The organism is Brevundimonas vancanneytii, from assembly GCF_901421975.1.
GTDB lineage: Bacteria > Pseudomonadota > Alphaproteobacteria > Caulobacterales > Caulobacteraceae > Brevundimonas > Brevundimonas diminuta.
Map to the genome: position 1 here is coordinate 2,121,338 of NZ_LR588407.1, position 26,863 is coordinate 2,148,200.

General features: G+C 61.8%; 21 protein-coding genes and 2 pseudogenes. 9 read left to right on the plus strand and 14 right to left on the minus strand.

The window, feature by feature from the left end:
- A complete protein-coding gene (locus tag FGL25_RS10600; RefSeq protein ID WP_167493328.1) occupies positions 1–2,112 on the minus strand; it encodes a TonB-dependent receptor in 2,112 nt (703 codons plus the stop codon).
- Between the two features lie 329 nt (positions 2,113–2,441).
- Between FGL25_RS10600 and FGL25_RS10605 the strand changes: the two genes are divergently transcribed.
- From FGL25_RS10605 to FGL25_RS10625, 5 genes are all read left to right on the plus strand, one after another.
- Positions 2,442–2,918, plus strand: a complete 477-nt coding sequence (locus FGL25_RS10605) for a MaoC family dehydratase (RefSeq protein WP_138141652.1) — start codon at positions 2,442–2,444, stop codon at positions 2,916–2,918.
- Positions 2,919–2,990: 72 nt separating this feature from the next.
- Positions 2,991–4,484, plus strand: a complete 1,494-nt coding sequence (locus FGL25_RS10610; RefSeq protein ID WP_167493329.1) for a carotenoid oxygenase family protein — start codon at positions 2,991–2,993, stop codon at positions 4,482–4,484.
- Complete coding sequence (locus FGL25_RS10615; RefSeq protein ID WP_167493330.1) at positions 4,481–5,695, plus strand: acetyl-CoA C-acyltransferase; 1,215 nt, start codon at positions 4,481–4,483, stop codon at positions 5,693–5,695. The genes FGL25_RS10610 and FGL25_RS10615 overlap by 4 nt, the downstream gene beginning before the upstream one ends.
- Positions 5,692–6,504 carry an alpha/beta fold hydrolase gene (locus tag FGL25_RS10620; RefSeq protein WP_138141655.1) on the plus strand — a complete coding sequence of 271 codons (813 nt, stop codon included), beginning with the start codon at positions 5,692–5,694 and terminating at the stop codon, positions 6,502–6,504. Before FGL25_RS10615 ends, FGL25_RS10620 begins: the two co-directional genes overlap by 4 nt.
- Before the next feature lie 62 nt (positions 6,505–6,566).
- The gene (locus FGL25_RS10625; RefSeq protein WP_138141656.1) at positions 6,567–7,502 is read left to right on the plus strand and encodes a winged helix-turn-helix transcriptional regulator; all 936 of its coding nucleotides are present in this window, start codon (positions 6,567–6,569) and stop codon (positions 7,500–7,502) included.
- On the opposite strand, the gene FGL25_RS10630 is transcribed toward FGL25_RS10625, so the two are convergent.
- Genes FGL25_RS10630 through FGL25_RS10640 form a run of 3 tightly spaced genes read right to left on the minus strand, consistent with a single transcriptional unit; the run spans position 7,499 to position 9,364 of the window.
- A complete protein-coding gene (locus tag FGL25_RS10630) occupies positions 7,499–8,401 on the minus strand; it encodes an SDR family NAD(P)-dependent oxidoreductase (RefSeq protein WP_138141657.1) in 903 nt (300 codons plus the stop codon). The two genes, FGL25_RS10625 and FGL25_RS10630, sit on opposite strands and share 4 nt — an antisense overlap.
- Positions 8,401–8,700, minus strand: coding sequence for a DUF1295 domain-containing protein (locus FGL25_RS17990; RefSeq protein WP_138141658.1), 300 nt, complete (start codon positions 8,698–8,700; stop codon positions 8,401–8,403). Before FGL25_RS17990 ends, FGL25_RS10630 begins: the two co-directional genes overlap by 1 nt.
- Positions 8,672–9,364 carry an IS6 family transposase gene (locus tag FGL25_RS10640; RefSeq protein ID WP_138141659.1) on the minus strand — a complete coding sequence of 231 codons (693 nt, stop codon included), beginning with the start codon at positions 9,362–9,364 and terminating at the stop codon, positions 8,672–8,674. Before FGL25_RS10640 ends, FGL25_RS17990 begins: the two co-directional genes overlap by 29 nt.
- A 149-nt stretch (positions 9,365–9,513) precedes the next feature.
- Here FGL25_RS10640 and FGL25_RS10645 point away from each other — a divergent pair, with 149 nt between their 5' ends.
- Positions 9,514–10,536, plus strand: a complete 1,023-nt coding sequence (locus FGL25_RS10645; protein WP_138141660.1) for an IS110 family transposase — start codon at positions 9,514–9,516, stop codon at positions 10,534–10,536.
- 361 nt (positions 10,537–10,897) lie between these two features.
- Here the strand turns inward: FGL25_RS10645 and FGL25_RS10650 are convergent, their stop codons facing one another.
- Positions 10,898–13,450 (minus strand): S8 family peptidase, encoded by a 2,553-nt coding sequence (locus FGL25_RS10650; RefSeq protein ID WP_138141661.1) that lies wholly within the window; start codon positions 13,448–13,450, stop codon positions 10,898–10,900.
- A 60-nt stretch (positions 13,451–13,510) separates the two neighbouring features.
- Entirely contained in the window at positions 13,511–14,515 is a 1,005-nt protein-coding gene (locus FGL25_RS10655; protein ID WP_138141662.1) for an AAA family ATPase, read from the minus strand.
- Between the two features lie 684 nt (positions 14,516–15,199).
- Between FGL25_RS10655 and FGL25_RS10660 the strand changes: the two genes are divergently transcribed.
- Positions 15,200–15,957, plus strand: a protein-coding gene (locus FGL25_RS10660; RefSeq protein ID WP_125901841.1) for an IS5 family transposase whose coding sequence is annotated in 2 segments (ribosomal slippage) — positions 15,200–15,533 and positions 15,533–15,957 — 759 coding nt in all. Because the reading frame shifts where the segments join, the coding sequence is not laid out codon by codon here.
- A 94-nt stretch (positions 15,958–16,051) separates the two neighbouring features.
- On the opposite strand, the gene FGL25_RS10665 is transcribed toward FGL25_RS10660, so the two are convergent.
- Positions 16,052–17,833 carry a putative bifunctional diguanylate cyclase/phosphodiesterase gene (locus tag FGL25_RS10665; protein WP_167493331.1) on the minus strand — a complete coding sequence of 594 codons (1,782 nt, stop codon included), beginning with the start codon at positions 17,831–17,833 and terminating at the stop codon, positions 16,052–16,054.
- Between the two features lie 134 nt (positions 17,834–17,967).
- Here FGL25_RS10665 and FGL25_RS10670 point away from each other — a divergent pair.
- Positions 17,968–18,725, plus strand: a protein-coding gene (locus FGL25_RS10670; protein WP_125901841.1) for an IS5 family transposase whose coding sequence is annotated in 2 segments (ribosomal slippage) — positions 17,968–18,301 and positions 18,301–18,725 — 759 coding nt in all. Because the reading frame shifts where the segments join, the coding sequence is not laid out codon by codon here.
- A 40-nt stretch (positions 18,726–18,765) separates the two neighbouring features.
- Here the strand turns inward: FGL25_RS10670 and FGL25_RS10675 are convergent.
- From FGL25_RS10675 to FGL25_RS10705, 7 genes and pseudogenes are all read right to left on the minus strand, one after another.
- Positions 18,766–19,782 carry an alpha/beta hydrolase gene (locus FGL25_RS10675; protein ID WP_197733825.1) on the minus strand — a complete coding sequence of 339 codons (1,017 nt, stop codon included), beginning with the start codon at positions 19,780–19,782 and terminating at the stop codon, positions 18,766–18,768.
- Between the two features lie 170 nt (positions 19,783–19,952).
- Positions 19,953–21,317, minus strand: coding sequence for an efflux transporter outer membrane subunit (locus FGL25_RS10680; protein ID WP_138141665.1), 1,365 nt, complete (start codon positions 21,315–21,317; stop codon positions 19,953–19,955).
- Positions 21,317–22,459, minus strand: coding sequence for an HlyD family secretion protein (locus FGL25_RS10685; protein ID WP_138141666.1), 1,143 nt, complete (start codon positions 22,457–22,459; stop codon positions 21,317–21,319). Before FGL25_RS10685 ends, FGL25_RS10680 begins: the two co-directional genes overlap by 1 nt.
- A gap of 43 nt (positions 22,460–22,502) precedes the next feature.
- Positions 22,503–24,095 (minus strand): MFS transporter, encoded by a 1,593-nt coding sequence (locus FGL25_RS10690; protein WP_252970130.1) that lies wholly within the window; start codon positions 24,093–24,095, stop codon positions 22,503–22,505.
- Between the two features lie 68 nt (positions 24,096–24,163).
- Complete coding sequence (locus FGL25_RS10695; protein ID WP_138141667.1) at positions 24,164–24,712, minus strand: TetR/AcrR family transcriptional regulator; 549 nt, start codon at positions 24,710–24,712, stop codon at positions 24,164–24,166.
- 57 nt (positions 24,713–24,769) lie between these two features.
- Positions 24,770–24,904: pseudogene (locus FGL25_RS10700) on the minus strand (transposase); the annotation flags it as partial.
- A 54-nt stretch (positions 24,905–24,958) separates the two neighbouring features.
- The gene (locus tag FGL25_RS10705; RefSeq protein WP_138141668.1) at positions 24,959–25,657 is read right to left on the minus strand and encodes an IS6 family transposase; all 699 of its coding nucleotides are present in this window, start codon (positions 25,655–25,657) and stop codon (positions 24,959–24,961) included.
- A 135-nt stretch (positions 25,658–25,792) separates the two neighbouring features.
- On the opposite strand from FGL25_RS10705, the pseudogene FGL25_RS10710 reads away from it, so the two are divergent.
- A pseudogene (locus tag FGL25_RS10710) lies at positions 25,793–26,813 on the plus strand (IS110 family transposase).
- Positions 26,814–26,863: the final 50 nt, after the last annotated feature.

Genomic DNA, 26,863 nt, shown 5'->3' on the forward strand with positions numbered 1-26,863 from the left:
TCAATAGGTCCAGGTCAGGGTCGCGCCGAAGGTTCGCGGCGGAGCAAACCGCGCAAAACCGGTGTTGGCTGAAACGATGATGTGCGTCGGATACTCCTCATCCGTAAGGTTCTTGCCCCACAGAGAGACTTTCCAATCAGCGTTCAAAGCGATCAGTTCGGCGCTGGCGTCGAAGATGTTGGTGGCCTTGACCAGTCCCGGCGCCGTGTTCTCCGTATTGTAGAAATAGTCGCTGGTGTAGCGATAAGAACCATGCAGCCCCAGATCGAAATCGGCCGACAAGGACTGAGTATGGTCGACGTTCAGGCTGAGTGTGTGTTCCGGCGAACGCGAGAAGCGGTTTCCGTTCACATTCAACGTTCCGACCATGACATCGTCAGTGATCTCCGTGTCCAGGAAACCGTAGGCCAGCGACACATTCGTCTGATCGGTGAGCGCGAGATTGGCCTCCAGTTCGATGCCCGCATTGACCGCGCTGCCGGCATTCACCAAAGCGCCGACCGGCACCAACTGACCCGGCAAAGCCGTCAGGGTGAATATCTGCAGATCAGTGTAGTCCATATAGAACGCCGAAGCATTGAGGATCAGGCGGCGATCCAGCCAGGCGGTCTTGGCGCCGATCTCATAGTTGGTGACGTATTCAGGGTCTGTGGCCACGCTCGAAGCCGCCAGACTGGTCGGCTGCCCGTCCCAGCCGCCGCTCTTAAAACCACGCGAGACCGTGCCGTAGATCATACGGTCCGGCGTCGCATGATAGCTCAGCGTTACACGCGGGGTGACGGCGTCCCAGCTCTTGTCCTCATCCACTGCCCAGGGCAGCCCTGGGAAGCGGTTGCCGCTGATCAGAGCCTTGTAGGACTTGTCGTCCTTGCTCCAGCGCAGACCGACGCCAAACTCCCACTGATCGTTGAACCGATAGGTGCCGTCCGCGAAGACAGCGTAGCTGGTAGCACTGGACTCAGCATCCTGGATGTTGACTTGGTCAATCGGGCTGGCGGCGGCGAAAATGACCGTCTCTTCACGGCGATCAACCTCTTCATGGAAGAAGAACAAGCCGGCGACATAGCTGAAGGCGCCGATGGTGTTTCCCAAGCGGAACTCCTGAGAATACTGATCCGCCGATTCCTTGATGGCGTTGGAGTTGCCGAACGGGGCCGTGATCGCGCCCGGAACACGCGAGAAGCGGTTGCCGCCGAGATCCAGAGCGATATCCGCGTCATTGGTGCGGTAGGCGGTGATGGAGGTCACGGCGCCGACAGGGCTGTCCCACTCCAGGCGGGCGGACATGCCGGAGGTGTCAGTGTCCTGACGGCCGTCATCGACGAGATAGTTGTGACGCGCGTCCGGCCCGGCCGCAGCCGCAAAGGCCAGGTTGCCGATGTTGATGGCGTGCCGGTTCGCTCCGGCTCCGCGACGACGATAGCTGTCGGCGCTCAGCACCAGGTTGACCGTATCAGACACATCGATGTCCAGAGCCCCCCGCAAGGCCACGCTGGACAGATCATCCACATCGTTTCCCGTGTTCAGATTGACGTTGTAACCGTCGTGATTGCGCGTCGCGACAGAGAAGCGTCCGGCCACCGCGTCTGTCAGCGGCCCGGACACCACGGCGCGGGCTTCCAGGGTGTTGTAATTGCCGATTGTCGCCGACAGGCGGGCCAGCGGCGACTGTGTCGGACGAGCGCTAATGAAGTTCAGGGCGCCGCCGACGGTGTTCTTGCCATAGAGGGTGCCCTGCGGTCCGCGCAGGACCTCGACACGATCCAGATCGAACAGGTCGGCTGTGCCGCCTGAAGCGCGGCCCAGATAGACGTCATCGACGAAAATGGCCACCGAACGCTCCAACGAAGCACCGTCGAAATCCGACCCAATCCCGCGAATTCGGATCTGCGGATCAGAAGCGTTGTGCTCGCTGTAGACCAGCGTCGGCACCCGGCCCTGAAAATCTTCAACGGATTGGATGCGGCTCGCCTCCAGTTGCTCCGCGCCAAGCGCCGATACAGACAGGGGCACGTCCTGCAGCCGTTGTGACCGGCGCTGCGCCGTGACGATGATATCGGAAACGTTGGTCACCGCAGGACCGACCGGCTCTGAGGCCACTTCCTGGGCCATCGCAGGACTTAGCCCGACGGAAGACAAGGCAAGCACCAGGACAGAGGCCGAAGCCAGAGTGTCTCGTCTACGCATTTTCTCTCCCTCGCGGCGATCATGTCGCCGTCAATTCCGATCGGTCGATCCCGCGCATGGACGCCACGCAGTCCGCCAACTTCTTTTATCGAAGTCAGACTAGGCACATTTTGTTTTCCTTGTAAAGCAGGCTAGAAAGTTGAAGCTTACGACAACCAAAATTACAAATTAACTATCTGAAAAATAATAGATTTAAGCGAACTTCGCACCTCTGGGCGGCGTTCGGATTATCTAGAAGCTGGAAATTATCTCTAATGAAGCGGTTGCCCAACACGCCCCCCAGATTGCTTTTCCCAGATCAGCTGCCCGCCCTGGCCGGAACTGAATTGGGGCGGTCGGCTTGGCATGAAATTCCGCAGGCTTTGATCGATGACTTCGCCGCAATTAACGGTGACGATCAATGGATTCATGTCGATACGGCCCGCGCCGATCGAGAACGCGGCGGCACAATCGCCCACGCCTTTCTGGTCTTATCCCTGATGTCGGCCATGACTCGAGAAATCGCCCGATACCAGGGGATATCGCACGGTTTCAACTACGGTTTCGATCAACTACGCTTCACCTCCCCCGTGCCATGCGGCGCACGCATCCGCCTGATCGAGACCCTGGCTTCCGTAGAGCGCCGCCAGGCCGGACTCCTGGTTCGGCGCAACTGCGTGGTGGAGGTCGAAAACCAGGAACGTCCCGCAGTCGTCTGCGACTGGTTGATCCTGCTGGTGACCGCCGCTTGACACCCGCCCCGTCACGTTGAACTATTGTTATTGAAGCGGATGAACCGCAAATCAGCCAGACGAGCAGAAATCGTGACCACGTCCGTCATTGAGAATACCTACCGCATCACAGCGGAAGAAGAGGGAAACGACTATCTGGCGGGGATCTTCCGTCCGGTGGAGCACGAGATCACGGCTACCGACATGGCAGTCATAGGTGAAATTCCGCTCGATCTGGACGGCACCTACATCCGCAACGGCCACAACCCCATCCTGCAACCCCAGAGCGGTCGGTATCACTGGTTCGACGGTGACTCGATGGTGCACAGCACCGCCTTCAAGGATGGCAAGGCGGTCTATCGCAACCGCATGGTGCTAACCGCCGGCCTGCTCAGCGAACTGGAGGCGGGTCGCGGCCTCTTCCCCGGCCTGCGCGATGGTTTTGAGGCTGAGGAGGGTCTGAAGAACAATTCGGGCACCGACGTCGTCCTGCACAACGGCGAGTTCAAGACCATGTTCTCGCGGTGCGGCCAGCCCTATCGTCTGGACCCTGAAACCCTGGCCACCATCGGTCCTGACACCTTCGGCGGCGAATGGACCAAGGGCGTGTCAGCCCACTCCAAGGTCGATGAACGCACGGGCGAGCTGATCTTCTTCAACTACAGCTTCAACACCGCCCCCTTCATGGAATACGGCGTGGTCGGCGCCGACGGCGTCCTGCTCCATTCCACCGAGATCGAGCTGCCAGGCCCGCGCCTGCCGCACGACTGCTGGCTGACCGAAAACTACACGGTGCTGCACGACTACCCGGTCTATTGGGATCCCGAACTGCTGAAGCAGCGCAAGAAGAAGCTGACGTTCAACCGCGACCTGCCCAGCCGCTACGGCGTCATTCCCCGGCACGGTTCCGGCGATCAGATCCGCTGGTTCGAGGGCTCGCCCGGCTACATGCTGCATACGGTTAATGCCTGGGAGGATGGCGACGAGATCGTCGCTTATGGCTATCTGCAGCATGAGCCGGTTCCGACCGTTCCGGCTGGCACCCCCCGGGTCAAGACGCCGAACTATTTCCTGTCGTTCGTCTACACCCAACCCCGGCTGACCGAGTTCCGCTTCAACCTGAAGACCGGCGCCTGCACCGAACGGCAGGTGGATGATGAATGCTTCGAAATGCCGGGCATCAACAACCGCTTCATGGGTCTGAAGACCCGCTACTCCTACAACACCCGCGTCGCCGACATCCCCTTTTTCCTGGCCCAAGGCATCCAGAAGTTCGACTACGAACTAATGGCCGAGGTCGCCCGCTATGAGTTGCCGGACGGCAAATACATGGGCCAGCCCGTGTTCGCGGCCCGCACCGGCGGGGTCGAGGAGGACGACGGCTATCTGGTCGCCTACGTCGCCGACGCCGACAGCGCCGAGGTCTACATCTGGGACGCCCGCGCCATCGACAAGGGGCCGGTCGCGCGCGTGCTGCTGCCGCAGCGTGTCCCCGGCGGATCGCACGCCTACTGGGCACGCGGCGAAGACATCCGCCAAGGCCGCGCACGACGCGCCCGGCTGGAAGCAACGGAGATGGGATCGTGAACACCTATCTGATCGATGCGGTGCGGGCGCCGCGCGGCAAGGGCCGCGAAGGCGGCGGTCTGAACGCCCTTCGGCCTGTCGACATCCTCAAACAGTTGTTCGACGCCTTGATTGCGCGCACCGGTCTTTCGCCCGACGTGGTTCAGGAGATCGTCCTGGGCTGCGTCACCCAGACCGGAGACCAGGGCGGCAACATCGCCCAGACGGCGGCGCTCTACGCCGGATGGGAGCAGGCGGGATCGGCGACCACGATCAACAGCCTGTGCAGTTCGGGTTTGACCGCCTGCGGGATCATCACGGCCAAGATCCAGGCCGGCTTTGGCGACACCTATGTGGCGGGCGGCGTCGAATGCATGTCGCGCGTGCCCATGGCGTCAGACAATGGGCCCCTGACCGCCGATCGCGAGGTTTCTGCGCGCATTCCCTTCATCCCCAACCCGATCATCGCCGACGTCATCGCCGCTCTTGAGGGCTTCTCGCGCGAAGACATCGAAGCCTATGCGATCGCCTCGCATCACAAGGCCGCGGCGGCCACCCGCGAGGGCCGGTTCGCCCATTCCCTCATTCCCATCGTCGGCGCCGACGGCGCTGTGGCGCTGGACGCCGATGAGTGCATCCGTCCAGGCGCCTCGGCCGAAGACATGGCCAGGCTAGCCCCCCTCAACGACCCCGAACGGTCCGGCCGTTTTATCGAGCGGATGCGCCAGGACGTGCCCGGTATCGGCCCCGTCACTCCCGTGCACAGCGCGGGCGCCGCTCCAGCCATGGTCGACGGCGCCTCTCTTGCGATCCTGGCCAGCGAAGACGGAGCGCGCCGTCTGGGCCGCGGCGTGCGGGCGCGCATCATCTCGCATGGCGCTGACCGAGGCCCCGCCGTCATGGGCCTGACCGGCGGTATCGCAGCCGCCAAGACCGCTCTGGCCCGAGCGGGCATGACCTCGGCCGATATCGACCTGTGGGAAATCAATGAGGGCTTCGCCGCCACGGTCATGAAGTTTGCACGCGACCTCTCGATCCCCGCTGACCGAATGAACGTCAACGGCGGCGGCATCGCCATGGGGCACGCTATGGGCGCCACCGGCGTCAACCTGCTGAGCACGATCGTCGACGAACTGGAACGACGCGACCTCAACACCGGCCTGATCGCAATTTCGGGCGCCGTCGGCATCGGCGGCGCCCTGATCGTCGAACGCGCCGCTCTGAACAGATGAAGGACACCATCGAGATGAACACCCGCCTGCCTGACCACAGCGTCACCGGAGACGGCGACGTCACCGTCTTCATGCTGCACGGCGCCTTTGGCGCTAAGGAATATTGGCGCAACCAGATCAAAGCCCTGTCCGACGCCGGTTATCGCGTCGTGGCCTGGGATGCGCCCGGCTACGGCGTCAGCCCCCTGCCTGCCGACTTCAGCGTACAGACGGCGGCGGAGGCCTGCGCCCGCCTCATCGACGCCCAAGGTGGAGATCGCAATGTCCTTTTGGGCCACAGCATGGGCGGGATGATCGCCCAACGCGCCTTCGACCTGCGCACCGACCGGATCGACGGCCTGATCCTCTCGGCCACCAGCGCCGCCTTCGGACGCAGCGAAGGCGAATGGCAACAAGCTTTCGTGCGTGACCGCGTCGCTCCGCTCGACGCCGGCCAGACCATTCCCGAATATGCGCCCAAAATGCTGCGCGACATGATGGCTCCGGGCGCCGGCGGCCCCATCGTCGAACTGATGATCGATGTCGTCTCCCAGATGCGCGAGGAGACTTTCCGCGCCGCCATCCAGGCCATCACCCAGTTCGATGGACGCGACATCCTGCCCAAGATGGCGACCCGGCCCGTGCTGTGCATCGCAGGAGAACACGACCTGAACGCCGCACCTCCTGCCGTCATGGAGAAGCTGGCGGGCAAGATCGGCGGCGAATACGTCTGTATGCCCGATGTCGGCCATTTCGGCTGGGCTGAGCAGCCTGAACGCTTCAATGCCCTGGTGCTGGACTTCCTCATGCGCCGCCTGCAACCGGCCTGAACCGTAAAGACTGGCTGAATCCTGCCTCTCTCAGCTAGACAGGGGCAGGAGACAGGCTTCGAATGACCGACACTTATACCGCACGCCGCAGCTCGGTCTTATCGACGCTCGACATTATCGGCGATCGCTGGATGCTGATGCTGATCGAGGCGATGTTCGCCGGGGTCGATAGCTGGAGCGATCTGATCGCCCTGTTGCACGTCTCACCTTCAACCCTATCCAAACGGTTGAGCCAGTTGATCGAGGCGGGCTGCGCGGAGAAGGTGTCGGCTAGCAAGCGCGGCGGCGGCTATCGGCTGACCGAAAAGGGAATCGCCATGTTCCCCATCTTCGCCGCTAGCGACGAATGGCGGCTGGCATGGGACAATCCCGACCAGACAGTTCAGCCGATGTGGATCCATAAATGCGGCCAGCCCCTGCGCTCACGTTCGGTGTGCGGACGGTGCGAGCGAGACGTGACCCTTGAAGGCGTCACCTATCGTGAAGGCCCCGGTGCCGGGCCCTCTGTGGCGGCCGAGGGGCGTCGCTTTCGCAACTCCCGTTCAGGCGCTGACGATGTCAGAGGGGGCGAAGACAAGCCCAGTCGCTTCCTTCAGGCCATGGGAGACCGTCGGGCCGCCCAGCTTCTGGCCGCCTTCTTCATGGGTTGCCACCGCTTCGATGAGTTCGAGACGCACACAGGCCTGCACCCCGCGATCCTGTCGGATCGATTGCGCAAGTTCCAACTTCTCGGCCTGGCCCATACGCGGCTGTATCAGGAAAGGCCGGACCGCTACCTTTACAGCCTATCCGCCCCGGCCCGCGCCATCTTCACCATCACCGTGCAGATGATGCACTGGGGCGATCGCTTCATTCATGCGCCGGGCGAAGAGCCTCTGATCCTCACCCACAAAGCCTGCGGCGAGCGGCTCCAGGCTGTGGTGCGTTGCAGTTGCTGCGCTCAGCCGGTCCAACACGCTGACGTCACGCCCGCGCGCCTTCCCGGCAATCAGAACTAATCCAGCGGCGCGCGAGGCTCCAGGCCCGCCTCGACCAGCAAGGTGTCAAACGCCTGGTTCGAACTGCTGAACGACCGCCCGGGCGTCGTCGCCAGATCAGACATGAGGGCGGCGAAGCTTCCCTCATCCCCTTCCCGGCTGGGCGTCTCCACCGGCCCCGCGCGACGGAAGCGGCCGCCCCCGGCGACGATGACCTCGCCGTTGATCGTGCAGTCCTGACTGGACAGCCAGGCGACTAACGGAACCACCTTGTCAGGCGTGAACCGCTCGGCCACATCGGATCGCATATAACCCTCCGTCATCTGCGACAGGGCGTAGGGCGACACGGCGTTGGCCAGGATTCCGTTGCGCGCCCCTTCCGCCGCCAGCGTCCGCGTCAGGCTCTCGACCGCCGCCTTGGATGCGCCATAGGCCGACAGGCCGTGCTGGCCGAAACGCCCGGCGCTGGAGGTCGTGGTTACGATCCGACCATAGCCCACCTCTCGAAACAGCGGCCAAGCCGCGTGCAGCAGGTTCAGCGTGCCTAGAAAGCCGACATTGAACACATGGCGAAAGGTCGCCAGATCCGTCTTGTTGAACCCCGCCGCCTGAGGCGCTGCGGCGTTGGCGACGACGATGTCCAGCCGTCCGAACGTGTCCAGCGCATCACGAACCATGACCAGGCCGGAGTCTTCGGCTTCAACCGAGCCAAAGTTGGCCACCGCCCGTCCGCCCGCCGCCTTGATCGCCTCGGCCGTCGACCAGGCCGAGGTCTCTTCGGTGCTTTCGCCTGCATGGCGGCGGTTGTTGACCACCACAGCCGCGCCGCGCGCCGCCAGACCCAAGGCGTAGGCCCTCCCCAACCCCTTGCCGGCGCCGGTGACGATGGCGACACGCCCACTCAGATCAACGCCGCTCATTATCGACCTCCGAACGGCAAGCGAGGGAACATCCCGGGCACGCGACGGGCGTAGTCTTCATAGTCAGGACGGGTCTTGCGCATGTGGCGCTCATTGCCAGGCGCTGCCGATCCATAGCCCATGAACCAATAGACGTAGATTGGGCTGAACAGCGTCAACCAACCCCACGGGTGCTGAAGCGCAAACAGAAAATAGCCAAACCACATCATACTCTCACCGGTGCTGTCAGGATAACTAAGCGAAGTCGAAAGATCCTTACCCTGCTCATTTTCAGACCACGGCCGCCTCCCACGCGGCATTCGCTTCAGCGCGAAAGCAACGAAGTGTGGGTCTGCTGATCAAATGGCGCTGGAAGTTGAAGGTGTTGTAGATCGCGGCGTGGGTGGTGAGAAATCTCTGGGCTGAGGCTTGGGATTTGAACCTCTGATGCTGTCGTTCCCGTCGTCGGATCGGCAGATGTGAGTTCTCAACGCGGTTGTTGTCACGAAGCCTGCCAGGGCGATGCAGATGGCGCAGTTCCAACCGATCGAGTGCCGCACCGTACGAGGCCAACCCGTCCGTTGTGATGGTTTCTGGCTCGACAGGTTGGTTTCGCAAAAGACGTCTCATCAGCTTCAAAGCCGCCTCTGTATCCCGTCGACGCTGGACGATGACATCTAAAACCTCGCCTTCGTCGTCGACCGCACGCCACAGATACATACGTCTGCCACCGATCTTGCAAACCATCTCATCGAGATGCCAGCGGCCTGTGGGTGACCCACGTCGCTTCTTCAGCCGCCGTGCAATCAAAGGCCCGAACTTGATCGTCCAGCACCGGATCGTTTCGTAGCTCACGTCGATTCCGCGTTGCGTCATCAACTCCTCGACATCACGGAAGCTCAGGTTGAAACGAAAGTACAGCCACACGGCATGACGGATCACCTCAGCTGGAAAACGATGTCGCTTAAACGATAAGGGCTTCATAGAAATGCCTACTCCACCAGTGGCTTGCCACCTTTTAGGTGGAGCACCTTTAGCGTTAGACTGATGGGGTGGACGGCCCCTGTGTCCGGCGTCGAGTGCGCCATAGTGTGGTCGTTGTTGATGTGGCCACAGAACAGGAACCGTCCACCATGATGACTACCACGATCGGCCTCGACCTCGCCAAGAGCGTATTTCAGGTTCACGGCGTTAGCAGCGAAGGACAGGTTACTGTTCGCCGGAAGCTGCGGCGTTCTGAACTCATGAGGTTCTTTAGAGATTTACCCCCGTGCCTGATCGGCATGGAAGCGTGCGCCACCGCCCATTATTGGGCCCGTGAACTCTCTGCCTTGGGCCACGAAGTTCGGTTGATGCCGCCGAGTTATGTAAAGGCCTACCTCCGCCGCCAGAAAAATGATGCGGCTGACGCTGAAGCAATCTGCGAGGCTGTGACGCGTCCGACGATGAGGTTCGTGCCGGTCAAGAGCGCTGAGCGTCAAGCGATCCTGACCTTGCATCGGACCAGGGAGTTGCTGGTTCGACAGAAGACCACGCTGATCCGGGCCATCCGTAGCCATTGCGCAGAGTTCGGCCTCGTCGTCCCGCAGGGCGCGCGACGGATCACTGATCTCCTGCAGTTGGTGCGAGAGACACATCCTTCGACGCTTCCGCAAGCGGCGGTGCTGACAATGCAGATGCTCGGTGCCCAGCTTGATGCCCTGGCCGTACAAATACGCACGCTTGAGCGGCGACTGCTGGCTTGGCATCGCGAGAACGAGACAAGCCAGCGTCTGGCCACCATTCCTGGAGTCGGGATTATCACTTCAACCGCTCTGGCGGCCAGCATCAGCGATCCAAAACTGTTCAAATCCGGTCGTGAGTTCGCTGCCTTCCTGGGACTGGTTCCTCGACAAAACTCATCTGGTGGCAAGGAGCGGTTGGGCCAAATCTCCAAGAAGGGAGATGGCTATCTGCGCAAGCTCCTCGTGGTCGGGGCTACGTCGGTGATCCGGCGTGCTCGAACCGGTGTGACGCCATCAGCTGGCTGGGTCCAGGCGTTACTGGAGCGTCGGCCATCCCGCGTCGTGACCGTAGCCATGGCCAATAAGACCGCCCGGATTGCGTGGGCGGTAATGGCGCGAGGCGAGACCTACAGACCTATCGCTAAGGTTTAACCGAGATTGCTGCGAACCATTGGTTTGTAGCTCCGAACTGGAAGGGTGCATATGGGATGATGATGATCAGGTAGTGGCCGCAGGCTGGGAAAACCCGAGGTACTGTCGGAGCCTTGAGCTCGATAGCCTGATTGGGACCTGGTCCAGCGGACTCCATCAGGGCCAGCGGCCATCGACGCCGCACAAACAGGCCGGACAGATGACCGCAACACCCAGATCGTCACTTCAAACCAGATTCACCCTTGCAGTGCAGGGGCCGTCCACAGATGACAGCACCCTATCGAATCCTGAGCGGTCCGCCCCACCCAACAGGTCAGCGCTAAAAATCCCGCTCCAGGTAAAGGCGAGGGCAACGTTCCGCTCAAGCTTCAGCGGCGACACCCAGGAGGGTCGCCGCGACCTTGGCTTCCAGCAAGGTCTCTATCTCGCTGTGCATGTCGACTTCGTGCCCCGACGCGGACAGAGTGATGGTCAGACTGTAGCGGCCCTTGTCGTTCATCCGCCTTTGACCCTGATGCGATTTCCACCAGCCGCCGACTGGATAGATGGCGATGGCGTCGTGCCCCGCTAGCTCGATCGCGCGCCCCCGCCACAGGTCGCAATGCAAGGATCCGACGTTGACTGCCATCGGGCCGAGGAGCCAGTGGTCCGCCTCCTTATCGGCCACCGCCTCCTTCTGCTGAGCCGCATTCACGCGGGCCCGGAACTGGACGTCGGTCTCCCCTCGCCGCTTCATCCCGAACCGCAGCCCGAACGAGCGATAGGTGTCCGGCCGTGTCGCCGCGCGGCCGGTAAGATTCGGCTCGATGAAATAGGACAAGGCCACCTTCATCACGACGATCTCGTTCTCAAGGGCTTCCAGCGCCCGCGTCGGCCACGGCAGATTGTAGAAATGCATTTCGTTATAGACGGCACCCCGGCCCTCCTGTGCGGCGGCGAACGGCTGGATTTCGGCCTGCGCGATCAGAGTCACGGCGTTGCGCGCCGAGGCCACCGCCCGATCAAGGCTCGGGACGCCGTACCCGAACGATCGAATGATCGTCTGCTTCTTTCCCTTGGGGCCAGTCTTCCAATGGGCACCCGTGCCGATCAGCTGTTTGCGCATCGGCGCTGGCCAGTCCGCCGACTGAACGGTCAGGCCCCGATAGGTCTCAGGCCACAGCCCCGGCAAAGCAGCTTCAAGCCGCCCGAAGAACTGGCCTGCCACTCCGGTCGCAGCGCTGGTGGCCCAGATCGGGGTCAGCGGCTCTCTAATCACGTCTGAGCCGGCGCACAGGAGTGAAACAGACGGCCGATAGCCGCAGAACCCCGACCGATCGGCAAGCATATTGCCGGCCTCAAACAGGACCTCCGGCTTGATCGGCGTCAGATCTCCCGGCAGCACGCTCGAGGTACGGCTGAACGGACTGAGGGCGTTGGCCAAGGCCACAGGCGTCATGCCGATGTCGTCCGGCCCCGGCTCCACCTTGGTGGTGTAGCCGCCGATGGTCAGGGCGTTCCAGCTCTGCGCCGGATCCTCGATCGGTCCAGGCGGATCGATATCGGCCTTCATGCCGCCGGTCACATTGCCGGTCGCAACCGCCAGCAGACGTTTGGGGCGTGCACTCGCCGCGGCGAGACCGTCGCCTATGTCGCCGAGGGTCGAGCCGGACGCGATCTGATCGAGCGCGCCGCTCCAGCTCGACGGCCGCGCCGCAGAATGTTCCTGAGACCCCGTCGCTAGCAGATAGGCAGCGGCCTGGCCGTGGGCGATCTCCACCTGGGCCACGGCGCCCTGGGTCACGAAGCCGTACTGGCGGGGCTCGTGGGGCGCAAAGTCCCGAGGGGCGAGCAGTTTCATCGATACCACGGCGTGGCCCAGGGCCACGGCGCGCAGGTCCTGCATCGGACCGTGGAGATCACCGTACAAGGCCAGAGTCGCCAGACCGGTGCCGTGGCCGCCGCCGTCGGCGTGATCGTCGACGCCCCAGGCCTCATCATAGGCTAGCGCGCCTGCGAGCCCAGGCGCGATGAGCGGGTGGGCGGCGGCCACGCCGGTGTCCATCAGACAGATGAACGGGGCGTCCCTGGGCGCCGCCGTCACCCGCGCCGCCAGGTCGGCGACGAAATCTGCTTGCCCCACACGGTCGTCGCCCCTGTCGAGGAAGGGCAGAATGGTTTCCGTGGAGCGCCGGACTTCCGTAACCGCCCCGACGGTCGCCTCGGCCAGAGCCAAGGCGTGGTCCGCCGAAGCATGGACCAGCAGCACGGTCGTGTCTGGGAAGTTGAGACGATCAGGATGGACGTCGAGCCCTCTCTGGGCGGCGGTCTGTGCAACCACGTCAGCGCGCCCCGGCGCCGCTCGAATCCAGTATTCCCACCAGACCGCCGGCCCGCCCCTTACGAGCGGCTCCGCGAACAGGGCGAGGGCTTCTGCGGCAACGAAGCGTTCGACCACTTCGAACCGGGCCTGGTCCGGTCGGTCCTGACCAAACGGATCGCGCCCGTAGGCGGCTATCCGTCCTGAGAGGAAGTTTCGCGCGCCATCCGGGACGAAGACGACGGCGGACTCGGTGCGATCATCGCGCCGTTCGGACCGCAGAACCACGATGTCCTGGGTTGCGAAATCAAACCCCGCGGGTACCTTCGACGCCTTAGCGGTCGACCGCTCCGGCAAGGGCCGGGTCTCCATCACGATGATGGCGCCCAAGGCTAGACCCACAATGGGGACGCGAGGATCCTGGTCGCGCGGCGGAATCGGCGGGAGCGCCTGCGCGAGTGCTTGGGTCAAGGCGGCGGCGTGTGCGGCGTAGTTGTCCCGTTTCGGCTTACTACGCATGTTCCTCGCCGGAAACGCATAGGCCGTAGTTTCACGCCATAGGTCGATCGGAATATGTCGGTGCGCACGCGCGCTGAACTCGGGTGGCTCGGCCATGATTTTCCATAACGAGAATCGGTAGACGCCCGTCAATCATGAGTGGCGCGCGCGCAGCGCTCAAGTCGAGGATCGAAAACGACCTTTGAACGCCCGTCGATCTCCGAGCGCAGCCGTGAGCCTATCGGCTGTGACCGCCGTCGCGCCGTCTAGGATTAGACGTTTGACGACCGTATCCGCCGCCCGGACCAGTTCCGCCTGGCTGAGGCCATCAGCGAGGTCCCCCGTCGCGGCCCAGACCTTTGCGGAAAGCTTGAACTTGCCCAGACGCCGCTGGACGACGGCCTTGGCGCCGGCAGCGTCTGGAACGTCATAGGCAATAACTTCGTCGAACCGGCGCGCGAGCGCGCTGTCAAGAATCTCGGCATGGTTGGTGGCGGCAACGACGAGGCTGTCGCTGGCGTTAGGCTCCTCCATGAAGGCCAGCATGGAGTTCAGCACGCGACGCACTTCACCGACGTCATTGGCTTCAGACCGGCTCGCACCAATAGCGTCGAACTCGTCAAGCAGGTAGACGCCGCGTGTCTGGGCTATCTGATCAAACAGGACGCGGAGCTTGCCCGCCGTCTCCCCGAACAGCTTGCTGAAGACGGCCTCGAGCCGGACGGAGAATAGAGGCAGCTTCAACTCGCCAGCTAGGGCCGAGGCGGTCATCGTCTTTCCGGTCCCAGGCGGACCGACAAGGAGCAGATGGGTCGAGGGCGTCTGGCCGTGGTCGCGAAGCACTGCGCGCTCGCGTTGCTCGCGCACTACCGTGTTGAGCCGCGCCCGCACGTCAGAGGACAGCACCATATTGTCGAGCTGGGTCTTGGGATAAGCGCTGTGAACCAGACCCTGGAGTTCGCTCCGGGGCCGCGCGAGCGGGATCGGCGTGGCGACGGTGCCGGCACCTCCCGCCCGAGCCTTGTCCCGCGCCTTCTGGACCAGACGCTTCAGCCGTTCAGCCTCGTCCTGGCGTCCCGCGCGGGCCTCCTGGGCGGCGGCTTGGAGCGCGATCGAGAAGAACTGCTCGTCATCTTGGTCGATGTGGGAATTGAGGAGAGCGGCGATCTGTTTGGCTGACATGAACTCCTCCTTTATCCCGACCATAAGCGGACCCGCCGCTTAAGGATTGATTGACCTTGCGGGGCGATAGGCGCTGTTTAAGGCGACCACAAGGTCCGCGTGACGGGACCCAATCTTTATTAAACGCCAATACGACCGAAACGGACGCCCCACGGGTGGTGCGCTTGGCCCTGTCCCAGCGGCTCAACTACACCGACTCGCTCGTCGCGCATTTAGGATAACCCAGATCGACCCCCTGTCGTCACGTCTGCCGCAGGAACCGGCCGCTCAGATCCCGCCAGTCCGAGCAGGTGAAGACCACGGCTGAACCCTGTACGGAGAAACCTCTCTTGCACGCGTGGTTAGCGAGCCCGACATCCTCGTGTCTCCAAGGCTTCCAAGCCCTAGGCGACATGGGTGCCGGGGTCCACGCCTTCTCGGTAGATGGCGGCAACGTCTTCGACTGGTCCGATCGCGATGGTCGGCAAAACCGACTCATCCAAGGCTCGAGAAAGGTCAGACCTGCGTGCTCGGCAGCTAATCGACGCCTTAGTCCAAAGCGGACGTCGCTTAAGACTGCAATGAGTCAGATTCGGAATTTCTGGAGGTCCGCTTTTCGGCAACGCCCCTGCCCTTTTGCGCCTAGGCTCAGGACCCATTGATGTGAGGCGAACGATCTGATTCAGGCTCCTGAGGAGTCTGGATATGAGCGATCTGTATTGGCTAACGGACGAGCAGATGGCTCGGCTGGAGCCTTTCTTCCCCAAGAGCCACGGCAAGCCGCGCGTTGACGACCGCCGGGTGTTGAGCGGGATCATCTTCGTCAACCGCAACGGCCTGCGCTGGCGAGATGCGCCGGCGGCCTACGGGCCGCACAAGACCCTCTACAACCGCTGGAAGCGATGGAGTGAGGCTGGCGTCTTCATCCGGATGATGGAGGGCCTGTCCGGGGCTCAGGCCGAACGCCGCACGGTCATGATCGACGCGACCTATCTCAAGGCGCACCGCACGGCTTCGAGCCTCGCGGTAAAAAAGGGGATCTCGGGCGACTGATCGGACGCACGAAAGGCGGCATGAACACCAAGCTTCACGCCGTGACCGATGCGAACGGAAGGCCCATCAGCCTCTTCATGACAGCGGGTCAGGTCAGCGACTACATTGGCGCCGCCGCCCTCCTCGACAGCCTGCCCCGCGCCCAGTGGCTGCTGGGAGACCGAGGCTACGACGCCGACTGGTTCCGGGACGCCTTGCAGGCCAAGGGGATCATGCCGTGCATCCCGGGCCGCAAAACCCGCACCGAGCCCATCCGTTACGACAAGCGTCGCTACAAGCGGCGAAACCGCATAGAAATCATGTTCGGACGCCTGAAAGACTGGCGGCGGGTCGCAACCCGCTACGATCGCTGCCCGAACGTCTTCCTGTCCGCCATAGCCCTCGCCGCTACCGTGCTGTTCTGGCTATGAGTCCTGAGCCTAGCCGTTTTTCGTTAACCGACAGTGGCTTGCAATGACAAGGCGCATGCACGGCTTCATGGACCGTACATGCGCGCGGGGTGCCTTACGCCGCTATTGTCGCTTTTCCTGTCCACAGCATGAGGTCCGTTGCCGGCATCGGCTTGGCCATGAAGTAGCCCTGCCCCTCGTCACACCCCCAGTCCCTCAGCATATCGAAGACGATGGGCGTTTCGATGCCTTCGGCGACGACGCGATAGCCGAGATCGTGGGCCATGGCGATGATGGTGCGCACCAAGGTAAGGTCGCGCTCCGAGGTCTCCAACCCCATTACGAAGCCGCGATCGATCTTGAGCACGGAGGCAGGCAGTTGCTGGAGATACTGCAGATTGCTGTAGCCGGTGCCGAAATCGTCGATTGCCACGTCAATGCCGGCATCGCGCAGAAGGCTGAGCTGCTCGGTCACGCGTGCACTGTCACGCGCGACGGCACTTTCGGTGAATTCGAGTTCCAGCGACGCTGTGCTGACACCGTGGGCGTCGATGGCGTCGAGCAGGCGCTCGGTAAAGTTCGTTTCATCGAGATTAAGCGCCGAGACATTGATCGACACCTTCAACTCCAATCCCGCCGCATTCCATGCCTGAATCTGCCGCAGCGCCGTGTTAGCGACCCAGGCGGTCAACGGCCGGACCAGCGCGGTTTCCTCGACCGAAGGGATGAACTCGGCCGGCGGGATCGGACCCAATGTCGGGTGGGTCCAGCGCAATAGCGCCTCGGCACCGATGCAGGCACCGGTTCGCATGTCGATGCGGGGCTGGTAGACCAGCGACAACTGGTCATCGGACTCCAGCGCCAGCTTGAAATCGTTGAGCAGCATGAAGCTGCGCATGTTCTTCATGTCGTGCGCCGGCGAGTATTGCGCGAGGCCGCCTTCGGCAAGGCCGGCATCGTCGAGCGCGTTGAACAGCCTGCGCAGCACATCGCGAGGCGTCAGTTCACCGATAGGGAACTCGCAGATTCCCAGCAACGGCGCTGGCGTCACCGGTATTCCGTTGCAGGGGACCGGTTCGTGCATGAGTTCGGCCAGTTCGTGAATGAAGGCCTGCGGATCGCCGCCGAACTGCGGCGTCAGGAGAACGACGCAGCGTGTGAGGCCGACATGATAGAGACGCGCCGAATTACCCAATCGCGGGCGCAAACGGTCAACCGTGCCCTGAACGAGCGCCTCGGTGAAGTCTGACCCAAGAACCCGCTGACCTTGCCCGAACTGGCGGGTCGAAAGCAGTTCGAACATGATGCCGGTGCAGGAAGCGTCACGATTGCTTGTCGCCAGCTCTTCCAAGTCCTCGAACATCTGATGCTGGTTTGGGAGACCGCTCGTCGCATCGACCCGGCCGATCATGTTCTGCAATTCGACCTGGGCCATCACCATGCCGGCAAGGTCGCGCAGCACCTGACGCTGATCGGATTCGAGATCGCGCGGCTTCGCGTCGACCACGCATAGAGTGCCGAGCCCATGCCCCTGTCGCGTGAACAGCGGCGCGCCAGCATAGAACCGGATTCCAACCTGGGCGAGCGGGCTTGTGGCGAAGCGCGGATCGGCGAGAAGGTCAGGTACGACGAACACGTCATCGCCGCCGATCGCGTAGCTGCATGGTGCCTGCTCACGCGGAATCTCGGTCAGATCGACGCCGACGCGCGACTTGAACCATTGCCGATCATTGTCGGTCAGCGAGATCGTCGAGACCGGCGCGTCGAGCAGCCTACTTGCCAGCCGGGTCAAGCGATCAAAGCTCTCGCTCGGCGATGTGTCCAGCAAATTCAGATTACGCAACGCATTCAGCCGTGCTTCTTCGCTGTAGGCGGCGCTGTGAAGATACTCAGTCATTCCATCCCCCATACCCTTGGTTTGATCGGGTTGAGATTACGAGGAACGAGCAAGAGAAATGTTAACCGTCCTTAGGCTCAGGACCCATTGATGTGAGGCGAACGATCTGATTCAGGCTCCTGAGGAGTCTGGATATGAGCGATCTGTATTGGCTAACGGACGAGCAGATGGCTCGGCTGGAGCCTTTCTTCCCCAAGAGCCACGGCAAGCCGCGCGTTGACGACCGCCGGGTGTTGAGCGGGATCATCTTCGTCAACCGCAACGGCCTGCGCTGGCGAGATGCGCCGGCGGCCTACGGGCCGCACAAGACCCTCTACAACCGCTGGAAGCGATGGAGTGAGGCTGGCGTCTTCATCCGGATGATGGAGGGCCTGTCCGGGGCTCAGGCCGAACGCCGCACGGTCATGATCGACGCGACCTATCTCAAGGCGCACCGCACGGCTTCGAGCCTCGCGGTAAAAAAGGGGATCTCGGGCGACTGATCGGACGCACGAAAGGCGGCATGAACACCAAGCTTCACGCCGTGACCGATGCGAACGGAAGGCCCATCAGCCTCTTCATGACAGCGGGTCAGGTCAGCGACTACATTGGCGCCGCCGCCCTCCTCGACAGCCTGCCCCGCGCCCAGTGGCTGCTGGGAGACCGAGGCTACGACGCCGACTGGTTCCGGGACGCCTTGCAGGCCAAGGGGATCATGCCGTGCATCCCGGGCCGCAAAACCCGCACCGAGCCCATCCGTTACGACAAGCGTCGCTACAAGCGGCGAAACCGCATAGAAATCATGTTCGGACGCCTGAAAGACTGGCGGCGGGTCGCAACCCGCTACGATCGCTGCCCGAACGTCTTCCTGTCCGCCATAGCCCTCGCCGCTACCGTGCTGTTCTGGCTATGAGTCCTGAGCCTAAGGGCCATTATCCGACGATCTATAGTTATCAATAGTTCACCTCACTCGACTGTCTCGCCACAGGCTTGGCCTGAACAACGCTAGAAGTTAGCGTCTCGGCCATGTCGAGCACTAGACCCTCGAAAGGAAGGTCCATGGCCCCTGACAGGCTGGGGCCGCTGGCGATACTGCTACCGAGAAGGCGAACAACCTCTGGACTTTCGAGAAAGACAGAATGGTTCAGCCGGGAGCGACCTTGCACGTCTGCCAGATTGATAACCGTTACTCCGCCTGACCTCTCCAAAACGTCCCGGACAGGTCCAACCGAGGGATCTACAGCCCCCACGCGTTGAACGCCTCCCGCCAACAAGCGCGAGAACCTCAGAGCCTTATCGTCGCGGGAAACAAGAAAAGTGAAGTGAGGGCGCTCTGGTCCCAAAGCCGCAAACTGCTGTTCGAAGACATCTACATCGAGGTCCGGTGCGGCAAGGATCACGTTCCTGATTTTCGGATCAACCCGCGACGAGCGGATCGCGTGCTGGCGCAGGGCTTCTACAGCGATCCAGCTGCCCATCGAATGAGCGAGCACCGTGATCTCCGTCACTTCGGGATTACGCGCCGCAACGACGAGCAGTGTTTCGAGCGCATCGCGAGAGTAGTTTGCACTTTCGCGATCATAGACATAACCCCAGACGCGGCCCAGCGATGGCCAGGTGAACAACACCGGTGCCGCTTCAATGCCGGAGTCATGCGTGAGCTGCGCTAGCGAATAGACAGCTTTGTCAAAGGGCACGTTGTAGCCGTGCACAAAGATCAGCAAATGCCCACGCGCTGCGTGTGAGGCTATCCACGCTTCAGCGGCTGCATCATCAGGCACAGGCGTTACGGCCCTTGTGGCAAACTCTATCGCTGGGTCAACCTCACGGTTTCTCGGCCATTCGATCACACCTGTCTGATGTGATGGCGGAATAGTGATATCGACAACCACAGAGCTGAGCCGGTCGCCACGCTGGCCCGAATAAATCTCGCCCGGCTCGTCGGACAGAGCCCTGGTGGAATAGACCAATACACTAACGTCTGTGGCCGCCTCGGGTTTGGAGACAGTTGCCGGAATGAGCACTCCAGACGGCGTGCTGGCACAAGCACCAAGGGTTAACGTCACGCACGCGACAAGGGCCCATTGCCCTAAAGGCCTGCGTAGGACGCCTACCTCGGGTCTTGTCCGGAAAGCGATCATCAGTTTGCCGCCACCCATCCACCGCCGAGTGCTTGGTAGAGAGATACCGAGTTGAGCAGACGGCTTTCATGAAGCTGTACAAGGCTCAGTTCGACGTTCAGTAAGCCGCGTTGGGCATCCAGTTCTTCAAGATATGAAGCATAGCCCGCACGGTATCGGTTTCGTGCGTGGCGCAGCCCTTCAACAAGCGCTTGATGCTGGACTTCGGCTTCGGCGGCCTGACGTTGCAGACGGTCGATACCGGCCAAGGTGTTTTCAACCTCGGAAAAGGCCGTCAGGACCGTCTTGCGATAGGCGAAAGCGGCCTGATCGCGCCGCGCTTGAGACGCATCGACGCCCGCAGCTAGGCGGCCATGATTGAAGAACGGTGCCAGAACACTGCCCCCCAACGACCATACAGTCAGAGGATCAATCCCTTCGGCCACCAATTCGCCCAACGATGCTGTCAGGCGCACTTGCGGCAACAGGGAAGCTTTCGACGAAGCCAGCGAGGCATCGGCGGCCAGAAGCTGGGCTTCTGCTTGTGCAATGTCAGGACGACGGGCCAGCAAACTCGATGGCATCCCAGCTTGCGGATGAACGAGTTCCAGATATTCGAAACGCCCACGCGGTACTGGACCGGGCGCAGCCCCGGTCAGCAAGCGCAACGCGTTTTCCTGATGCGTTACGGCCAACTCCAGTGCCGGTACCTGACGCGCAGCCGCCCGCTGCTCTGCTGTGGCTTGCGTCAGTTCCAGACGAGAAGTGGTGCCGACTTCGGCACGACGCGTCGCAACCCGCAGAGCCTCATCGCGCGAAGCCAGCGTATTACGAGCGATCTCCAACTGGGCATCGAGCGATAGGAGCGTGATGTAGGCCCGCGCCGTCGCCGCAGAGATCGATAGCTGAATGGCATCGCGGCCATAGCGGCTGGCCTGAAGGCTGGCTCGCGCAGCGGCATCGCCATTGCGGACGCGTCCCCATAGATCGACCTCATAGGCGGCCTGTAGCTGGACCGATCCGTTCGCCACTTCGGACGGCATCCCAAAGGCGCTGAGGCTACGGCCATCCTGACCGCCCATAGCCAAATCAAGAGACGGCAACAGGGCCGAGCGCGCCTGCACCGCTAAGGCCTCGGCCTCGCGGATGCGGGCTTCGGCCACAGCAATATCGATATTACCCGCCAGCGCAGCCTCAACCGCCGCTGACAGTTGCGGATCGCCATAGGCATGCCACCACTCGGCCGAGACAGAAGCCTCACCTTGCGACGCTTCACGCCATTGCGTGGGCACTTCGGGTATAGCGGCCTCGGGCACGGGCGAAGGGCTTGTGGCGCAAGCGGCCAACACAAACGATGCCGCCCCCATCAAAAGAAGCTGGCGCATTAGCGGCTCTCCCTCGCCGAAGCGGTATCCACCCGCGCGACGACCGACAGACCCGGCCGCAGCTTATCAAGCCCTTGTTGGCCGCTATCCAGCAAGATCCGTAACGGCAGACGTTGCGAGATCTTGGTGAAATTGCCCGTCGCATTCTGGGCAGGAAGCACGGCGAACTCCGAACCGGTGGCGGGGGAAATGCTCTCGATGCGCCCCGTGAACTCACGGTCGCCGAGGGCGTCCACAGTGACGGTCACCTTTTGACCGGCGAGCATCTTGCCAACCTGACGTTCCTTGAAGTTGGCAATGACCCACAGTTGCGGCGGGACCAGCGACACCAGTTGGCTTCCTGCGGTGACATACTGGCCTAGACGCGCACCGACCTGCCCCACCTGGCCAGCTTCCGGTGCGACAATGACCGTGTTGGCCAAGTCGATTTCAGCCAGTCGCACGGCCGCGCGTGCCGCCTCGACAGCAGCTTCCAAGCCACCACGCGAAACGCCTGTTGCACGGACGTCCTGGCGGGCGACCTCGATATTGGCCTGTACCTGACCCACACGGGCTTCCGCCGTACGCAAGGTAGCCATGGCCTGATCGCGCTCGCGCAGGGAAACAGAGCCATCCTCGGCCAGTTCGCTTACGCGCGCCATGTCGGCTTGAGCGCGCGCCAGTTCGGCTCGGGCAGAGGCCAGTTCAGCAGAACGGGCCGACACCGTGGCTTCTCGCGAGGCCGTGGTCTGAGCCGAGTTGGCGAGTTGCGACTCCGCCGACGCCAGATTGGCCTTGGCCTGCTCGAGACGCTGAGCATAGATGCGGTCGTCAATGCGGAACAGCGGCTGGCCCTTGGTCACGTTCTGGAAGTCCTTGACCAGCACCTCGGTGATGTAGCCATTCACCTGTGGTGCCACGACCGTTACCTGACCGCGCACATATGCATTTTCAGTCCGCTCGACCGGCGAACTGAAGGGCGGAAGCTTCCACACAAACAACACCAACAGCACCGCCGCCAGCGCCAGCACCGCAGTGATGATAGCGGCCTTGGGCAGGCCCTTATTCTTGGGCTTGCTTTCCACTTGCGTCAGCGTTTCCAGACCCTCGTCCTCGGGCTGGGGGGAAGGCTGGGTGGGGGTGTTTTGGGGTTGATCGGTCATTGGTGATTTCCGTCAGATAGCGACGGCGCCAGAGGCGCTGCTGTTATTGGCTTGTGCTTGCTTGCTCTGGCTTGGCGAGGGCGATGAACATGAAGATGTTCATGACGATCAGTGCGATCGCCCCCCAGCCGATGATGGTGAAGACGTCATTGAAAGCGAGGATGTTGGCTTGCTGCGTGATCTGTTGGGCCAGCGTTCCCATGCCCTGAGCCGATCGCAGCGCGGGGTCTACAATGACGCCGCCATAGGCACCGGAATACATCTGCAGCAGCTGGGCCTTGGATGGGTCGGTCGCGACAATGCCCTCGGCCAGATAGGTAGCATGGTGCAGGGCGCGAATGGACTGATAGGTCCCCAGCAGTGAGCCGCCCAGAATGCCCCCCAACATCTGGGTGACACCAAACATCATGGCAAAGGTGACGACGGAGTTCAGACCGCGCGCCAGCAATCGACCCAAGCCGAGGATAAGGGCGCACCCCATGAACAAGGCCGCCGCAAAACCCATCATGGCCTGAGTGACGAACAGATTTGCGGGCCGCGTATCAACCGTCGCGCCCGCATCGTTAAAGGCCGCCACACTAATCAGGACCAAAGCCAGCAACAGCATGACCGGCAACAGCTTGGTGTTGAGCATCAAACCGAAGGCGCTGGTGAGCACGCCGGCTACCGTCGCGGCCAGAATGATGGCATACAAGGTCTGCGTCTGGTCAGGCCCGAGGCCCACGGTCTGCACCAGTCCGGTCACGCCGAACGGCTGTTCGATTAACAGTACCCGCGTCAGCATGAGCGACAACGAGAAGTTCAAGAAGTCGAAGGTGAACACCCATCGCGTATCGACCATGGGGTGCGCGCGATAGTGCTCGAGCACCGCACCTGTCGCGAGGCAGATGATGGCCGCAACGATAGCCAGCCCCACCCAAGGCGCATCCAGCCACCAATCCACACGACCAACAGTAGCCACCGCGACCAGCGTTCCGAGGCCCAGAGCCAGGAAGATAAAGCTCGGGATATCGCGCCATTCGAAGGCAACAATCCGCATACCGGGCGGCAAACGCACCAACTGGATCCCTGCCAGACACAGCAAGACCATCGCCGTCTGGAACAGCAGCAGATAGTGCATCCCGCCGGCATCCAGCAGTTCCGGACCAAGGACCCAGATCAGGGGCGCACCAATCTGGGTGCCGCCAATCCCGAACAGCAGAGCAGGAAGCTTGTATTTGGGCTGGGGCGGCAGACCCTGCATCATATACATGACGCACAGGCCGCCCATGGACGCGCCCGCGATGCCGCTCAGCGCCCTGACCGCCAGCACCGCCGGATAGCTGGTGACAAACAGGTTGGCGATCGTCGCGAGTGCATAGATCGACAGGAAGACCTTGGCAAAACGCACCAGTCCGAACTGCTGCCGATATTTGATCAGCAACAGGTTCATCGAGATGTTGAACATCGGATAGATGGCACTGAGCCAAGCGCCCTGGCGGGTATCCAGACCGTAGGTGCCCTGAACAGCCGGCAGATTGGCGCTCACGATCGAAGAGCCGATGCCACTAGTTATGCCGATTAACAGGCCGATAAAGGCGAACCACACACGGCGCGATGCGGGCATATCCGGTGTCGACGGCGAACCGGGGATCATGGGCCGCTCGTGAGGAGCCCAATCCGGCGTCTCGCCTATTGGGTCGCCATAGCGCCTAGTTTTGGACGTCATGAACGCGACCTCATACCGTTCAATGCGAGATCAAATATGCGGTCGACCGACTGAGCGTCGGCATACCGGCTACCGGCGCTGACCATGCGGACAAGCGTCAACACATCATCAAGCGTCAGATCGGCCCTTACGGTGCCCGCCTCCAGCGCATCCGCCAGCGGCTCTCTGAAATGCTCCCGCAGCAGGTTTTGACGGACAATAAGCTCTGGATCGTCGCGCGGAATAGCGCGCCAAGCATCGGAAAGGACCGGCGTCGCGCGTGCGATATTGGCCATCTCGCGGATGAGAGCCAGCAGGACCTCGCCCTTTTCGAGGCCTTCCCCAATGCTAAAGAAAGACTCTACCTGCCGATCGAACAGGGCAAACAGCAAGGTCTGCCGATCCGGAAAATGCCGGTACAGGGTCGCGCGCGACACCCCTGCCATATCCGCCAGCGGCTCTATCGGCGCATGTACGCCCTGCTCAGCGAACAAGCGTGCGGCAGCGTCGAGCAGCGCAACCTTTGAACGCAGGACATCACTGCGGAGGCGACGATTTTGAGACATAATATCTCAAATGACAATCAAGATGAACTGTGTCAACTGCCGACCTAGGCTCAGGACTCATAGCCAGAAGAGCACGGTAGCGGCGAGTGCGATGGCGGACAGGAAGACGGTCGGGCAGCGGTCGTAGCGGGTTGCGACCCGCCGCCAGTCTTTCAGGCGTCCAAACATGATCTCTATGCGGTTGCGCCGTTTGGGTGCTGACAAGTTAACTGGATTGAGCCAAAAGCAGCCCTCCCCTTGCCGATTTCAGGCCCCTTGCGTTGCTGCCGACCAAGCGGTTTCGGCCTGACCTCGCAGCACGCGAAGGCCAGATCGGGAAATCAGGTGCGGTTGAAGATTGAAGACGTTGTAAATCGGGCCGTGGCTGGAGAGAAATCGCTGGGCTGAACCCTGCGATTTAAACCTCTGCTGCTTTCGCTCTCGTCGGCGAATAACGAGGTGAGAATTCTCGGCGCGATTGTTCTCGCGCATCCCGCCTGGATGATGACGCCCTTGAAGATTCAGGACTTTCATCGCCGCGCGATAAGACGCAAGTTTATCCGTCACGATAGCTTCCGGATGAACGCCTGTGTTGCGGAGCAAACGCCGCAGCAACTTCAAAGCCGCGTGCTTGTTGCGTCGCTTTTGAACCAGTACATCAAGCACTTCGCCCTCATCATCGACCGCACGCCATAGATACATTCGGCGACCGCGGATCCTGACAACCGCTTCGTCCAAATGCCAACGGCCCGTCGGACGATTACGAATTCGGCGAATGTTCGCAGCAATCATTGGCCCAAACTTATTCACCCAACACCGGATAGCTTCGCGGCTGACCTCAACCCCGCGTTCCGCCATCAATTCTTCAACGTCGCGAATGCTCAGTGTGAATCGAAAATACCAACGCACAGCCTGACAAATGACCGATCCTGGAAACCGGTGACGCTTGAACGATAAGCCAGACATGAAAACCTCCACCCTTCAACCTAAGTGGAGACTTTTTAGCGTTAGCCTGATGGGGTGGACGGCCCCTGTGTCCGGCGTCGAGTGCGCCATAGTGTGGTCGTTGTTGATGTGGCCACAGAACAGGAACCGTCCACCATGATGACTACCACGATCGGCCTCGACCTCGCCAAGAGCGTATTTCAGGTTCACGGCGTTAGCAGCGAAGGACAGGTTACTGTTCGCCGGAAGCTGCGGCGTTCTGAACTCATGAGGTTCTTTAGAGATTTACCCCCGTGCCTGATCGGCATGGAAGCGTGCGCCACCGCCCATTATTGGGCCCGTGAACTCTCTGCCTTGGGCCACGAAGTTCGGTTGATGCCGCCGAGTTATGTAAAGGCCTACCTCCGCCGCCAGAAAAATGATGCGGCTGACGCTGAAGCAATCTGCGAGGCTGTGACGCGTCCGACGATGAGGTTCGTGCCGGTCAAGAGCGCTGAGCGTCAAGCGATCCTGACCTTGCATCGGACCAGGGAGTTGCTGGTTCGACAGAAGACCACGCTGATCCGGGCCATCCGTAGCCATTGCGCAGAGTTCGGCCTCGTCGTCCCGCAGGGCGCGCGACGGATCACTGATCTCCTGCAGTTGGTGCGAGAGACACATCCTTCGACGCTTCCGCAAGCGGCGGTGCTGACAATGCAGATGCTCGGTGCCCAGCTTGATGCCCTGGCCGTACAAATACGCACGCTTGAGCGGCGACTGCTGGCTTGGCATCGCGAGAACGAGACAAGCCAGCGTCTGGCCACCATTCCTGGAGTCGGGATTATCACTTCAACCGCTCTGGCGGCCAGCATCAGCGATCCAAAACTGTTCAAATCCGGTCGTGAGTTCGCTGCCTTCCTGGGACTGGTTCCTCGACAAAACTCATCTGGTGGCAAGGAGCGGTTGGGCCAAATCTCCAAGAAGGGATGGCTATCTGCGCAAGCTCCTCGTGGTCGGGGCTACGTCGGTGATCCGGCGTGCTCGAACCGGTGTGACGCCATCAGCTGGCTGGGTCCAGGCGTTACTGGAGCGTCGGCCATCCCGCGTCGTGACCGTAGCCATGGCCAATAAGACCGCCCGGATTGCGTGGGCGGTAATGGCGCGAGGCGAGACCTACAGACCTATCGCTAAGGTTTAACCGAGATTGCTGCGAACCATTGGTTTGTAGCTCCGAACTGGAAGGGTGCA